This window comes from Oceanococcus sp. HetDA_MAG_MS8 (genome assembly GCA_019192445.1).
Lineage (GTDB): Bacteria > Pseudomonadota > Gammaproteobacteria > Nevskiales > Oceanococcaceae > MS8.
This window is the reverse complement of sequence record JAHCMK010000008.1, coordinates 82,177-94,892: the sequence shown is the minus strand read 5'-3', so window position 1 is coordinate 94,892 and position 12,716 is coordinate 82,177. Positions and strand designations below refer to the sequence as shown.

The following is a 12,716-nucleotide window of genomic DNA, read 5'->3' as shown; positions in this document are numbered from 1 at the left end:
TGTTGTCGTGCTCCCCAAAATGTCACCGAATTCTTCGACCGTTGCGCCCCCAAGTGTCCGCTGATTGTCAGCGAAACGGCGCCCACTCCCCTACTATACGCGGCCTGACAGATATTGCGGGTGTCAGTGAGCAGTGTTGATGCGCCGGCGGTGCAGCAGCACACCCCAGACTCCAGCTGAGAAGACCATGGAAACCGGCCAGATAAAAGAGAGAATGACAGCCCTGCAAGGACGCATAGACGCCTTGCGGGGCTACCTTTGACTACCCTCAACTCGTCGAACAGCTGGAAGAGTTGCAGGCGGAGCAGGGTGATCCGGAGCTTTGGAATGATCCCGACAAAGCCCAAGAGGTGGGCCGGCAGCTGGCGCGCGTTGAAGCGCAGGTCAAGCCCCTGCGCGAGTCCACTCAGCGCCTGAGCGATGCGAGTGAGCTATTCGATATGGCTATGGCGGACGATGATGCTTCTGTCATAGAGGACGTTATCGCTGAGCTGGATACGGTCGAGAACTTGGTCGCGCAGTTAGAGTTCCGCCGGATGTTCTCCGGCGAGCAGGATATTGCCAGTGCCTATGTGGACATTCAGGCGGGTAGTGGTGGTACCGAAGCCCAGGATTGGGCGGAGATGCTACTGCGCATGTACTTGCGCTGGGGCGAGCGCCAAGGTTTAGACGTCGAGCTCATTGAGGTCAGCGCCGGTGAGGTTGCTGGGATCAAAAGCGCCACCATTCATATGCGCGGGGATTACGCTTATGGCTGGCTCCGTACGGAAACAGGCGTTCACCGCTTGGTTCGTAAATCCCCCTTTGATTCCGGCGCTCGTCGGCATACCTCCTTTGCCGCGGTATTCGTTGCGCCGGAGATCGATGACAGTTTTGAAGTCGACATTGATCCTTCAGACCTGCGCATCGATGTGTATCGGGCGTCTGGCGCCGGTGGTCAGCACGTGAACCGCACCGAGTCTGCCGTGCGGATCACTCATATGCCGTCTGGCATCGTGGTGCAGTGCCAGAACGACCGTTCCCAACACAAAAACAAGGCCTCGGCCATGAAGCAGTTGCAGGCCAAGCTCTATGAGCTGGAGATGCAAAAACGCAACTCGGCTGCTCAGGAGCTCGAAGATAGTAAGTCGGATATTGGTTGGGGCAGTCAGATTCGCTCGTACGTGTTGGACCAGTCCCGCATCAAAGACCTGCGCACAGGTGTAGAAGTGGGGAATACCCAAGCCGTGTTGGACGGCGATCTCAATATGTTTCTCGAAGCCAGTTTAAAGGAGGGCCTGTAATGGCCGAACAGGACAATAAACTCATTGCAGCGCGTCGGGAGAAGCTGTCCCAGTTGCGTGAGCAAGGTTTTTTGTTTCCCAATGGCTGGCGGCCCGATGCAACCACGCTGGAGCTCAGTGAACGGTTTTCTGAGGCGGACGCCGAGGCGCTAGAGGCTGCGGGGACATTCGCACTCGCCGGGCGCCTGATGCTTAAACGCGTCATGGGGCGGCTCAGTTTCTGCCAGCTACAAGATAGCGCCGGACGCTTGCAGATCAGTTTTGAGCGGGACCAGCTCGGCGTCGATAACTATAAAGCCTTCAAGGCCCTGGACATCGGTGACATCATCGGGGTGCGCGGTAGTCTTTACCGCACCAAGCTTGGCGAGCTCACGCTCCGCGTCGAGAGCTGGGAGCTCGCGACGAAGTCCTTGCGTCCGCTGCCCGAAAAATGGGCGGGACTCACGGATACCGAAACGCGCTACCGGCAGCGCTATGTAGACCTGATTATGAATCCCCAGGTTCGGGATCAATTCAAGGTGCGCTCCCGGGTTATTGGCAGCATGCGCCGCATTTTTGAGGAGGCCGGCTACCTAGAGGTGGAAACGCCGATGCTGCATCCGCTACCTGGCGGCGCGGCGGCACGGCCGTTTAGCACGCATTACAACGCGCTTGATACGCAAATGTACCTGCGTATTGCACCAGAGCTGTATTTGAAGCGATTAATCGTTGGCGGCTTTGATCGGGTATTTGAGATCAATCGCAACTTTCGCAATGAAGGACTCTCCACGCGGCACAACCCCGAGTTCACCATGGTGGAGTTCTATTGCGCCTGGGCCGATTTCGAAGACCTGATGACTTTCACAGAGGGTTTATTACGGCGCATCTGTAGTGATGTGCTTGGCACCACGGTGGTGAATTACCAGGGCGAGGCCATCGACTTTGGCGCGACCTTCCGGCGGCTGGACTTACGTGAAGCCATTCGCGAATTTAATCCCGACTTGGCGCAGGCCGACTTAGAGAGCCGCGAGGTCTTGGAGGCCGCATTGAAGGAGCGCAATCTGAAAGTGCCCTCCGGTGGTGTGGGCAAACTTCAGCTAGAGCTGTTTGAAGAGACGGTAGAGCATCGCTTGTTGCAACCGACTTTTGTTTATGGCTACCCGGCTGAAGTCTCTCCATTGTCCCGTTCGTCCGATTCCAACCGCGAACTGACGGATCGATTTGAACTCTTCATTGCGGGGCGGGAAATCGCTAATGGGTTCTCTGAGCTCAACGATGCCGAAGATCAGGCAGCGCGCTTCCAGGCCCAAGTTGAAGCCAAGGACGCGGGGGATGATGAGGCGATGTACTTCGATGCCGATTATGTTCGCGCTCTGGAGTACGGAATGCCCCCAACGGCCGGAGAAGGCATCGGTATCGACCGTCTGGTGATGTTGCTCACCGATGCGCCATCCATTCGTGATGTGTTGTTGTTCCCGCAGCTGCGTCCAGAGCAGCCGGCAGGTTAACCTCACCTTGTGAAATTCGGTTGCCACCGGGGCTCAAATCCTGAGCTCTGGTGGATGCGCTTGCTCAGGCTCAAGTGCTGCGTAAGGACTGAGCCACCGTCCATCCTGGTTTTAAGGGCAAAGGCGCCTGCGCAAAGGCATCTGCTGGCGGCTGCGGGCCAATGGTTGTGACCAGCCGGCGAGGTGCGCGGCCACGGTAATGTACTCTGGAGATGATTTCCTGGCCGGGGTAGCAGCCTTTATGGAGCGCTAGCTCCTGGCCTGTGCGAAGTCCCAGGCTCTGTGGAATCTCGCTGCCAGCGCTCAGGCCTGGCCATTGGGCGACTCCGCTAAGCATTCGCATTGCCAGCCAAGCCTGAGCATCTACTGTGTTCGCGGCATCGAGCTCGGCCTTGTGACGAGCTTCCAGTAGGCGGCTGCGTGTGTCGAGTTCTATGCCCGGCAGTTCTGGCCGCGCGTTGCCAGCGCTGTAGTCAAGTAGGCCCAAAGGGCAGGGGGCTTGGTCGATGTGCACGGCGGAGCGCAGCACATACATCCGCAGTTTCTGCCACTCGACTACGGCCGCATTGGGTACCAGAGCACGCCACTCATGGGCTTGTGCCTGCCAAATGATCAGCATGCAGCGGACGCGTCCCTTGGCATCGCACCAAACGCTGTCATAGGCATGGCCTATCGCAGCCTTAGTCAGGTCACGGCTCAGCTGTGCCTGCAAAAACGCATCTACATCGTCGCCGTGTAGCGTAAAAGCCTGATAATAGGAGCTGATATCACAAAGGTGAAGGTCTGGCATGCAATCAGATAACAATCAATCGAAGGTCGCAAAGCTGGCGAAATCAGCGCTGGAAGGCTATCCTAAGCAGGCTGAGTCGTCAGCTGATGATACGCCACATGCGGGCGAATCTGAGGCGCAAGGCGAGCGACTTCCCCAAGGGGTCAATTCTCGGGAGATTGGGGGGCCGCGTGGACCAGAACCGACCCGGTATGGCGACTGGGAACGGAAAGGTCGCTGCATCGATTTTTAGTCGCGGCAGCGTCGGTCTGCCCGACCTGATTACAACTTCCGGAAAAGGACAACATGGCTATTGACACCCAAGGGCGGCCTTTATCGCCGCACCTCCAGGTATATAAACCGCAGCTTGCGTCAGTTCTCTCCATCTCTCACCGCGCTACCGGCGTGGCAAACGCGGTGGGAAGTTTCGGCTTGGTTTGCTGGCTGATTGCTGCGGCTCAGGGCCCCGAAGCCTTCGCGGCCGTGCAAGGCTTCTACGCAAGCTGGTTCGGTCAGCTTCTGCTGATGGGCTGGAGCTTCTCGGTGTTTTATCACCTGAGCAACGGCGTCCGGCATTTGGTCTGGGATACCGGCCGAGCACTCGACATCGACAGTGTGAACCGCACCGGCAAAATCATGCTGGCTTGCGCGGCCGTACTGACCGCCTTGACCTGGATTGGCATTCTGTCCTGAGGGGAATTTCTATGAGTTATCGCTCTCCGCTCGGTCGCGCACGCGGCCTGGGCTCGGCTAAGTCGGGCTCTGAACATTGGATGATGCAGCGGCTAACCGCCGTGGCCTTGGTGCCCCTTATTTTGTGGATGGTCTGGTCGCTGTTGTGCATGGCAGGCGCTCCACACGCAGAGGTGGTGGCGTGGGTCGGGCAGCCGCTGGTGGCTACGACGCTCATCGGGCTCATCGCGGCGATGTTTTATCACGCGCAGCTTGGCGCCCAAGTTGTCATCGAAGACTACGTTCATCACGAAGGCCGCAAAGTGGCGGCGTTAGTGGGCATCAAACTCCTTGCAGCTGCTGCTGCGCTGGCCAGCATTGTCAGCGTTTTGCTTATCGCCTTGCGCTAACCCACATTTTTTAAGGAAAGACGACCAAATATGAGTTCGACTTACCAAATTACTGATCATGTCTACGACGTTGTCGTCGTAGGAGCTGGCGGCGCAGGTCTGCGCGCTGTCCGCGGTTTGGCTCAGGCTGGCTTGTCCACAGCTTGCATCACTAAAGTGTTCCCTACGCGCAGTCACACTGTGGCGGCACAAGGTGGTGTTTCCGCCGCATTGGGGAATATGGGTGAGGACGATTGGCGTTGGCACATGTATGACACCGTCAAGGGGTCTGACTGGTTAGGCGACCAAGACGCGATTGAGTATATGTGTCGTGAGGCCATCCCCTCCATCATTGAATTGGAGCATGATGGCGTGCCGTTCTCGCGTACGGAAGACGGCCGTATTTACCAACGCCCATTTGGCGGCATGACCACACGTTTCGGTGAAGGGACCGCCCAGCGCACCTGCGCTGCGGCTGACCGCACGGGGCACGCGATGCTCCACGCGCTCTATCAGCAAGCTCTGAAATACAAGGCGCAGTTCTTCGTAGAGTACTTCGCCATTGATTTGCTGATGAGCGACGACGGCGAATGCATTGGCGTCATCGCCATGGATATGGCTACAGGTGAGTTGCATCGCTTCCGCGGGCAACAAACCATCTTGGCCACAGGTGGTTATGGGCGCGCCTTCTTCAGCTGCACCTCCGCGCATACTTGTACTGGCGATGGTAACGGCATGGCCATGCGAGCTGGCGTGGCGATGCAGGACATGGAATTCGTTCAGTTCCACCCCACGGGCATTTACGGTGCAGGCTGCCTGATCACCGAAGGTGTGCGTGGCGAAGGCGGCATTTTGCGCAACTCTGAAGGCGAGCGTTTCATGGAACGCTACGCACCCAATGCCAAGGACCTCGCTTCCCGAGACGTGGTGTCTCGCTCCATGTCCATGGAGATACGGGAAGGCCGGGGTGTTGGTCCCGAAAGCGATCATATCTTCCTGCACTTGGAACACTTGGGCCCAGAAGTGATTGAAGAGCGTCTGCCAGGTATTGCGGAAACCGCAAAAATCTTTGCCGGCGTTGATGTGTCCAAACAGCCTATTCCGGTAATACCGACGGTTCACTACAACATGGGTGGCACGCCGGCCAACTACAAAGGCGAAGTCGTGACGCTCCGCGACGGCGACCCCAATGCTGTTGTACCAGGCCTGATGGCCATTGGGGAGAATGGCTGCGTCTCCGTGCACGGCGCGAATCGCCTCGGCTCGAACAGCTTGCTCGATTTGGTGGTGTTCGGCCGCGCTGCGGCCAAACATTGTGCGGAAATCGTCAAACCCGGCGCCTCGGTGCGGGAGTCCAGCAAAGAAGCAGACGACAAGGTGCTCGCTCGCCTGGATCGCTTCCGTCATGCCAAGGGCAGCAATGCTACGGCCGCCGTGCGTTTGGACATGCAAAAAGTGATGCAAGCCCATTGCGCGGTGTTCCGCACGGGTGAATCCCTCGACGAGGGTGTTGAGAAGCTCAACAACGTCATTGATTCCTTTGCGGATGTTGGGATTCAGGACCGTTCTATGGTCTGGAATACCGATCTCATCGAAACCTTGGAGCTGGACAACCTGCTAAGTCAGGCGCTGGTCACCATCAAAAGTGCCCAGAACCGTAAGGAAAGCCGCGGTGCGCAAGCCCGTGAAGATTTCCCGGATCGGGATGACGAAAACTGGATGAAGCACACCTTGGCCTGGCAGACCGGACCCAAAGAGGTCAAGATCGATTACCGGCCGGTGCATATGGAAACCCTAACGAACGATGTGGAAGTGATTCCGCCGAAGAAGCGCGTTTACTAAAGCGCTGCTGGCGATCAATCACGACCACATTCGAGGATAGTTCATGGCTAAATTTACCCTTCCTGGAAACAGCAAGATCAAAACAGGTCGACATTTCCCGGCGCCCGAAGGGGCGACGCGGATCAAGACCTTCAAGATCTACCGCTATGACCCAGATTCCGGAGATAACCCCCGGACGGATACCTACGACATTGATCTGGATAGCTGCGGGCCGATGGTGCTCGATGCCCTGATCAAAATTAAGAACGAGATCGACCCAACACTGACCTTCAGGCGCTCCTGCCGCGAAGGCATCTGTGGGTCCTGCGCCATGAATATTGGCGATCGCAGCGGCGGAACGAATACGCTGGCTTGCACCAAAGCCATCGAGGACTTCGATGGCGATATCCGGATTTACCCACTACCGCACATGCCGGTGGTGAAAGATCTGGTTCCCGACTTGACTCACTTTTACGCTCAGTACGCCTCAATCGAGCCCTGGATCAAAACGGATTCTGCTGCACCCTCGAGGGAGCGGCTGCAATCTAAGGAAGAGCGAGCCAAGCTTGACGGGTTGTACGAGTGCATCCTGTGCGCCTGCTGTTCGACCAGCTGCCCCAGCTACTGGTGGAATGGCGACCGTTATCTCGGCCCAGCCATCTTGCTGCAGGCTTATCGTTGGTTGGCGGATTCACGGGATGAAGCCACTGGTGAGCGCTTGGATGCCTTGGAAGACCCCTTCAAACTCTATCGCTGCCACACCATCATGAACTGCGCGAATACCTGTCCTAAGGGTTTGAACCCGGGTAAGGCGATTGCGGAGACGAAGAAGATGATGTTGGAGCGGCAGGTCTGAGGGCGTCGGCATGATGCCAGTGGGCCAATTACGTTGGCGTTGTCGGCGTGGGATGCGAGAGCTTGATCGCGCCTTCAACTACATTCTTGATGAAGAGTATCCATATCGCGGAGAAGGCTTTCAGAGCACCTTCGAGGCGTTTTGTGATGAGCAAGATCCAGACATACTCGCGATGCTCTCAGGCCGCTTAGAAGTTCCCGAGGCTTACCTCGAACTGGTCACTTTGATGCGCCAATGTGGAGCCAAGCTTCCGGGCTCCAACTAAGTTCGGAGCCAAGCTAAGAACGCGGCCCTAGAGGCCGCGTTTTTTATGCCCGCGGCGACAGCATTTTCCTCGCGGCGCGGACGATGTGCGCAGCGATCTCAGCCAAGCCCCGGCGCCTAAGTTCGCGCATAGCCTGCGTTGGATGCAGGATGTTGTTGCGTTGAAGCCTGAGCGATCGACAATGGCTGTGCTAGAGCTAGCCACTCCTCCTAGGAGAGGGTGCCGGGACTAAGGATGGTGTTTTCAGCATCTTCAAGCGTGTTGGGATAATCGCGGTTGAAATGCAGCCCGCGCGATTCATGACGCTGCTGGGCGCAGCGTATGATGAGTTCGGCGACCAGGGACAAATTCCGCAGCTCAATGAGGTCGGGCGTGAGCTTAAAGTTGCCGTAATACTCCTGAATCTCCTGGCGGAGTAGGTCAACCCGCCGGGCGGCGCGCGCAAGCCGGCGATCAGTGCGGACGATGCCCACGTAATTCCACATCGTTCGGCGGATTTCCTGCCAGTTATGGCTGACAACCACCTCCTCATCGGAGTCGGAGACCTGCGAGTCATCCCAGTCCGGTAGGCGATTGACGCGGCGACCCTCTGACCAATGACGGGCAATGTGCTGAGCGCTAGCACGACCAAACACCAAGCATTCCAGCAGTGAATTACTTGCCATGCGGTTAGCGCCATGCAGTCCGGTACAGGCGGTTTCGCCGATGGCGTATAGGTTAGGAATATCGGTCTGCCCGTCGAGGTTGGTCAGAATACCCCCGCAGGTGTAATGGGCGGCCGGCACGACAGGAAGCGGTTCCTGTGTCATGTTTAAGCCAATCTCAAGGCAGCGCGCATGAATCGTGGGGAAGTGGGTGCGGATAAACTCGGGGTCTTTGTGGGTGACATCGAGATACACATGATCCAGCCCCAGCCTTTTCATTTCGGCGTCGATGGCTCTGGCGACAACGTCGCGCGGCGCGAGCTCGGCGCGCTCGTCGTAGCGCGGCATGAAGCGTTCACCATCGGGTAAACGCAAGATGCCTCCCTCTCCGCGGACCGCTTCAGAGATGAGGAATGACTGGGCATTTTGGTGATAGAGGATGGTGGGATGGAATTGCATAAATTCCATATTCGCCACGCGACACCCGGCCCGCCAGGCCATGGCAATACCGTCCCCGCTCGATCCGGCAGGGTTCGAGGAATACAAATACGCGAGATTCGCTCCGCCGGTAGCTAATACGACGGCCCGGCCGGGGAGGGTGTGGACTTTATGCTGGCCGTGGTCATAGACCCACACGCCCTCAACCAAGCCGTTCTGGCAGATTAAATCGACTGCCGTGAGCTGCGGCTGCAGTCGGATACGTGGCTCGGCTTTGGCAGCGTCCACCAAACTCGTTTCTACAGCCTGCCCGGTGGCATCTGCTGCGTGAATCACGCGCCTTGCGCTATGTCCGCCTTCGCGCGTGAGATGAAAATCCTTGGTGGAGGCATCCCGCGTAAAAGGAACTCCAAGTTCATCGAGCCACCGAATCATGCTGGGGCCGCTTTCTACGGCAAAGCGGACGGTGTCCTCGTTACATAAGCCGCCTCCGGCGATCAATGTGTCTTGAACATGGGCTTCGGTGGAGTCCTTGGCGGAGAGAACCGCCGAAATGCCCCCTTGCGCGTACCAGGTACTTCCGTGCTGAAGGGAACCTTTGGCGATAACGACACTCTCAAAGCCGAGTTCGGCCAAATGTAAGGCCGCCGTTAAGCCGGCAGCGCCGCTGCCAAGAATAATGACCGGAACAGAGGTATCAGGCATGACTGCAGTGCTGGTTGGAAATCCGGCCGATTGCTACACTGAGACAACCGGAGTAGTTGGCAACAATAACAGGGAGAATGGTCGTGCCACAGCGCGCGAGGTCACAACGCACGCGACACCTAGGCGAGCAATGACGACCGACTCGGATATCGATCAGGCTTTGGTCCAGCGGGCCCAGGCTGGCGATCCGCGTGCTTTTGATGCCCTGATTCTCAAATACCAACACCGTATCCTGCAGTTGGTTACGCGCTTTGTGAACGAAGCAGATGCGCCAGATGTGGCCCAGGAGGCCTTTCTGCGAGCATGGCGTGCGATTAACAAATTTCGCGGCCAGAGCGCGTTTTACACCTGGCTGTATCGTATCGCCATCAATACCGCTAAAAATTGGCTTGTGAGTCGCTCTAGACGGCCAGCAGCACAGGATTTTGATGTGCAAGACGCCGAAGACTTTGGCGTGAGCGAGCAGCTGCAGGAACGAGATACACCAGAGCACCTTGCTTTGAGTGATGAAATCCGTCAGCAGGTGCAGGACTCGCTGAAGAATCTTCCCGAAGATTTGCGCACCGCCATTACGCTGCGCGAACTCGATGGCTTGAGTTACGAGGAAATTGCTCAGGCCATGGACTGTCCTATTGGCACAGTGCGCTCAAGAATATTCCGCGCGCGCGCGGCCATCGACGACCACATTGCTCCGCTCCTTGATTAAACTGCCGAATATGAATGCATCCCTAGAGAACGCCGAGCGACTGTCTGCTTTTTTGGATGATGAGTTGGCATCTACCGACGTTGATGCGCTGCTCGATGCCCTAGAGAACCCAGCCTGTCGGCAGCAAATGTTGCGTTTCTCCGTTCGCGAACAACTTGCACAAGGTGCCCAGCTACCCCGCAGCGCAGCAGATGACCTCGGTATGCGCTTACGCCCGCAGTTGCAGGCGCCAACCGAAGTTGCCAAGTCACAGCCTCAGCGCTGGCTGCCACGCATTGCAGCTTTATTCCAACCAGCCGTGTGGATTCCGGCGGGTGGTCTGGCGGCCTCGGCGCTGGTCGGCGTCGTAGCTTGGCAATTGAATGCTCCGCTACAAACCCCTGCTAACACCGCTGTAGGCAACCAGACAGCATCTGCCGTCTCAGCTCCAGTTGCGGCGCTGGCCACTGCCAATGAGTTGCCTGTGAGCTTGGTAAGCGCTCAGGCCAACTCACAAACTATGACCGTGAGTGCGGGATCCCCGCGAGAACTTGTTATTCCCGCACCTGATAACTCCAAGGAAATCGAGCAGCTGTATTTACAGCATGCCCGCTTTCGCGGAGGGTATTTATTGAGTACGCCAGCGGCCTTCGCCCGAGTCGGTGTGCAGCCCAGCATGGCCACTCAGGTTTCTACACAAGCCGATCCTTAAGCATCTTTTTCCTGAGACAACGGTAAGCCAAGGAATGCACTCCGCCGTGGCCTGGTTGCGTTGCCAAACTCTGTTGTTCCTGCGCCTCACGCTTCTTGCTGCCCTATTGACGCCGAGCATGGGCGCGTATGCCGCAGGCGTGGGCTGGGAATGGCTATCGCGAATGAATGATGCGGTACGGACCCAGACCTACACTGGCACGGCGCTCATGCGTAGCGGTGATCGCGTCGAAACGTTGCGTATTGCGCATCGATACCGTCAGGGCGATGAGCAGGAGCGCATTGTTTCCTTGTCGGGGGAGCGTAGGGAGGTGCTGCGCCGCGATGGCGAAGTTCGTGTGCTGCTGCCTGACCAGGGTTTGATGATTGTCGAGACGGATCCCGGTCGGGGTTTGTTGCCGGTTCTGGGAGAAGCGGCAGTTCAGGACTTGGACCAGCACTACTCCGTTACTGTCCTCGCACAGTCAGGCCGAGTGGCCTCCAGGGCTACGCGCCAACTCCGTATAGAGCCACGAGACAATTGGCGCTGGGGCTACATGCTGGAACTGGATCGCGACACGGCTATGCCCTTGGAGCTCAGGGTTTTGGGGCCACAAGGTGTGACTCTGGAGCATGTGCAGTTCGTCGAGTTGAGCATGCTCGACATGATCGCTGATGCGGAATTGGAATCGGCTATTGACCACCAAAAGCTAGAGGTTGTGCGGGCCGATATCGCACCTCCAGACCCGCAGCAAGCCGCTCCGTTCCAGTCCTGGGATGTGGCCCAGCCCCCTCCCGGCTTTCGTTTGAGCACGCGGACTTGGACCACCCTGCCGGGCCTGCCTCAGGCCGTCGCGCACTGGGTCTACAGTGACGGCCTCGCGACCGTATCGATATACGTCAGTCCACGAAACCAACAAGTGCCTATACCCCCGTCGCAAATGGCAGATGGAGCGGTCAGTACAGTTCGTCGATATATGCAGGATATTTCAGTGACAACGATGGGCGAGGTGCCCTTACAAACGGCGCGACGCTTCACTCAGTCTCTGGGCCCGGCAGCTGAGTCATCTCGATGAATCGGGCTGTGCGGGCATCGGCCCGCGTTTGTGCGCAGGAGCCGACGTCGATTTGGCTGGATATGGCGCCAGTTCCAGGCTGCGAGCGCTGTGCGCGGGGCGAAGGCTGCGGCGGAGGCATATTCCATCAGTTAGTTCGGCGAGGCGGTGGGCGCTTGCGGGTCCCCGTTGTGGGTGAACAGTTCCAGGTCGGCGAGCTGGTCTGGCTGGAAGTCGACGATACTGCTCTCAGTCATCTGTCTCTTTGGGTTTGGGGGCTGCCACTACTAGGTATGCTGCTGGTGGCCGTCACCTGGGCTTCTCTGTCTGGTCTGCCGGCAGCGCTGATAAGTATTGGTATAGGGCTAATCGTCATAGCCCTGCATCGCTACGGGCTGCGCAATAGCACCGTGCCGCTGAAGGTGCGCCGGGCCAGTACGCTCAGCGCCGACGCGGGGCAGGCTTCGGCGTGTCTATAGTTTTTTACAGTCGTTGGGACTGCCCTTTGTGCGACGACGCTTGGGAATGGTTGCAACAATGCTGTACGGCCAAGGTTGATTGGCGAGACATATCTGCCGACCCGGCCTTGGAGCAACGCTATGGATGGTCGGTGCCCGTGCTAGTGCTTAATGATGGCCAGGAATTTTGTTTGGCCGACCCTGAGCAGCGTCGTGCGGCTCAGTTAGCTTTGGCGTCAATCGTGGGAGCGCCAGGATAGGTAGACAAGCTAGACCGCGCCGGCCGACCGGCTTGGCCCGTTCATTCATCCTTATGTGCCCCGCGGACGTAACTGCTCTTACCAACGCGCACCCGAGTCGCCAGCGGATACGGAGCATGCAGCGCGCCTGATTGGTGCTCAGCGAGGACTGCCGAAGACGATATACTTGTGGGTTGGGATGCCGTTTGAATACCAACTACCGCGCGTTCGCGCAGCTCGCTCCCAGGGCTGTTGCAGCG

15 protein-coding genes are annotated in these 12,716 nt (G+C 57.9%); 13 read left to right on the top strand and 2 right to left on the bottom strand.

Features of this window, described 5'->3' with window-relative positions:
* Positions 1 to 187 precede the first annotated feature (187 nt).
* Positions 188 to 1,283, top strand: a protein-coding gene (prfB, locus tag KI787_13320; protein ID MBV6630930.1) for a peptide chain release factor 2 whose coding sequence is annotated in 2 segments (ribosomal slippage) — positions 188 to 259 and positions 261 to 1,283 — 1,095 coding nt in all. Because the reading frame shifts where the segments join, the coding sequence is not laid out codon by codon here.
* Entirely contained in the window at positions 1,283 to 2,770 is a 1,488-nt protein-coding gene (lysS, locus tag KI787_13315) for a lysine--tRNA ligase (GenBank protein MBV6630929.1), read from the top strand. The genes prfB and lysS overlap by 1 nt, the downstream gene beginning before the upstream one ends.
* 70 nt (positions 2,771 to 2,840) lie before the next feature.
* Here the strand turns inward: lysS and KI787_13310 are convergent, their stop codons facing one another.
* On the bottom strand, positions 2,841 to 3,389 hold the full coding sequence (locus KI787_13310) for a hypothetical protein (GenBank protein MBV6630928.1): 549 nt from the start codon (positions 3,387 to 3,389) through the stop codon (positions 2,841 to 2,843).
* A 169-nt stretch (positions 3,390 to 3,558) separates the two neighbouring features.
* Between KI787_13310 and KI787_13305 the strand changes: the two genes are divergently transcribed.
* From KI787_13305 to KI787_13280, 6 genes are read left to right on the top strand one after another with little or no spacing between them, the layout of a single operon-like run.
* On the top strand, positions 3,559 to 3,792 hold the full coding sequence (locus KI787_13305) for a DUF1674 domain-containing protein (protein MBV6630927.1): 234 nt from the start codon (positions 3,559 to 3,561) through the stop codon (positions 3,790 to 3,792).
* Positions 3,793 to 3,845: 53 nt separating this feature from the next.
* Positions 3,846 to 4,232, top strand: a complete 387-nt coding sequence (sdhC, locus tag KI787_13300; protein ID MBV6630926.1) for a succinate dehydrogenase, cytochrome b556 subunit — start codon at positions 3,846 to 3,848, stop codon at positions 4,230 to 4,232.
* Between the two features lie 11 nt (positions 4,233 to 4,243).
* Positions 4,244 to 4,621 carry a succinate dehydrogenase, hydrophobic membrane anchor protein gene (gene sdhD, locus KI787_13295; GenBank protein MBV6630925.1) on the top strand — a complete coding sequence of 126 codons (378 nt, stop codon included), beginning with the start codon at positions 4,244 to 4,246 and terminating at the stop codon, positions 4,619 to 4,621.
* A gap of 30 nt (positions 4,622 to 4,651) precedes the next feature.
* On the top strand, positions 4,652 to 6,442 hold the full coding sequence (locus tag KI787_13290) for a succinate dehydrogenase flavoprotein subunit (protein ID MBV6630924.1): 1,791 nt from the start codon (positions 4,652 to 4,654) through the stop codon (positions 6,440 to 6,442).
* A gap of 43 nt (positions 6,443 to 6,485) precedes the next feature.
* Positions 6,486 to 7,277, top strand: a complete 792-nt coding sequence (locus tag KI787_13285) for a succinate dehydrogenase iron-sulfur subunit (protein ID MBV6630923.1) — start codon at positions 6,486 to 6,488, stop codon at positions 7,275 to 7,277.
* Between the two features lie 52 nt (positions 7,278 to 7,329).
* On the top strand, positions 7,330 to 7,542 hold the full coding sequence (locus tag KI787_13280; GenBank protein MBV6630922.1) for a succinate dehydrogenase assembly factor 2: 213 nt from the start codon (positions 7,330 to 7,332) through the stop codon (positions 7,540 to 7,542).
* Between the two features lie 209 nt (positions 7,543 to 7,751).
* On the opposite strand, the gene nadB is transcribed toward KI787_13280, so the two are convergent.
* Positions 7,752 to 9,329 carry an L-aspartate oxidase gene (nadB, locus tag KI787_13275; protein MBV6630921.1) on the bottom strand — a complete coding sequence of 526 codons (1,578 nt, stop codon included), beginning with the start codon at positions 9,327 to 9,329 and terminating at the stop codon, positions 7,752 to 7,754.
* Positions 9,330 to 9,459: 130 nt separating this feature from the next.
* On the opposite strand from nadB, the gene rpoE reads away from it, so the two are divergent.
* Genes rpoE through KI787_13250 form a run of 5 tightly spaced genes read left to right on the top strand, consistent with a single transcriptional unit; the run spans position 9,460 to position 12,477 of the window.
* The gene (gene rpoE / locus KI787_13270) at positions 9,460 to 10,035 is read left to right on the top strand and encodes an RNA polymerase sigma factor RpoE (GenBank protein ID MBV6630920.1); all 576 of its coding nucleotides are present in this window, start codon (positions 9,460 to 9,462) and stop codon (positions 10,033 to 10,035) included.
* A 10-nt stretch (positions 10,036 to 10,045) separates the two neighbouring features.
* Positions 10,046 to 10,726, top strand: coding sequence for a hypothetical protein (locus tag KI787_13265; GenBank protein MBV6630919.1), 681 nt, complete (start codon positions 10,046 to 10,048; stop codon positions 10,724 to 10,726).
* Positions 10,727 to 10,772: 46 nt separating this feature from the next.
* A complete protein-coding gene (locus KI787_13260; protein MBV6630918.1) occupies positions 10,773 to 11,780 on the top strand; it encodes a MucB/RseB C-terminal domain-containing protein in 1,008 nt (335 codons plus the stop codon).
* A complete protein-coding gene (locus KI787_13255; protein ID MBV6630917.1) occupies positions 11,777 to 12,238 on the top strand; it encodes a SoxR reducing system RseC family protein in 462 nt (153 codons plus the stop codon). The genes KI787_13260 and KI787_13255 overlap by 4 nt, the downstream gene beginning before the upstream one ends.
* The gene (locus KI787_13250; GenBank protein MBV6630916.1) at positions 12,229 to 12,477 is read left to right on the top strand and encodes a glutaredoxin family protein; all 249 of its coding nucleotides are present in this window, start codon (positions 12,229 to 12,231) and stop codon (positions 12,475 to 12,477) included. The genes KI787_13255 and KI787_13250 overlap by 10 nt, the downstream gene beginning before the upstream one ends.
* The last annotated feature ends 239 nt before the right edge of the window (positions 12,478 to 12,716 follow it).

Excerpts from the sequence above, each read along its gene's own strand:
- lysS (MBV6630929.1), top strand. The coding sequence starts at position 1,283 with ATGGCCGAACAGGACAATAAACTCATTGCAGCGCGTCGGGAGAAGCTG.
- KI787_13310 (MBV6630928.1), bottom strand. The coding sequence starts at position 3,389 with ATGCTGATCATTTGGCAGGCACAAGCCCATGAGTGGCGTGCTCTGGTA.
- KI787_13305 (MBV6630927.1), top strand. The coding sequence starts at position 3,559 with ATGCAATCAGATAACAATCAATCGAAGGTCGCAAAGCTGGCGAAATCA.
- sdhC (MBV6630926.1), top strand. The coding sequence starts at position 3,846 with ATGGCTATTGACACCCAAGGGCGGCCTTTATCGCCGCACCTCCAGGTA.
- sdhD (MBV6630925.1), top strand. The coding sequence starts at position 4,244 with ATGAGTTATCGCTCTCCGCTCGGTCGCGCACGCGGCCTGGGCTCGGCT.
- KI787_13290 (MBV6630924.1), top strand. The coding sequence starts at position 4,652 with ATGAGTTCGACTTACCAAATTACTGATCATGTCTACGACGTTGTCGTC.
- KI787_13285 (MBV6630923.1), top strand. The coding sequence starts at position 6,486 with ATGGCTAAATTTACCCTTCCTGGAAACAGCAAGATCAAAACAGGTCGA.
- KI787_13280 (MBV6630922.1), top strand. The coding sequence starts at position 7,330 with ATGCGAGAGCTTGATCGCGCCTTCAACTACATTCTTGATGAAGAGTAT.
- nadB (MBV6630921.1), bottom strand. The coding sequence starts at position 9,329 with ATGCCTGATACCTCTGTTCCGGTCATTATTCTTGGCAGCGGCGCTGCC.
- rpoE (MBV6630920.1), top strand. The coding sequence starts at position 9,460 with ATGACGACCGACTCGGATATCGATCAGGCTTTGGTCCAGCGGGCCCAG.
- KI787_13265 (MBV6630919.1), top strand. The coding sequence starts at position 10,046 with ATGAATGCATCCCTAGAGAACGCCGAGCGACTGTCTGCTTTTTTGGAT.
- KI787_13255 (MBV6630917.1), top strand. The coding sequence starts at position 11,777 with ATGAATCGGGCTGTGCGGGCATCGGCCCGCGTTTGTGCGCAGGAGCCG.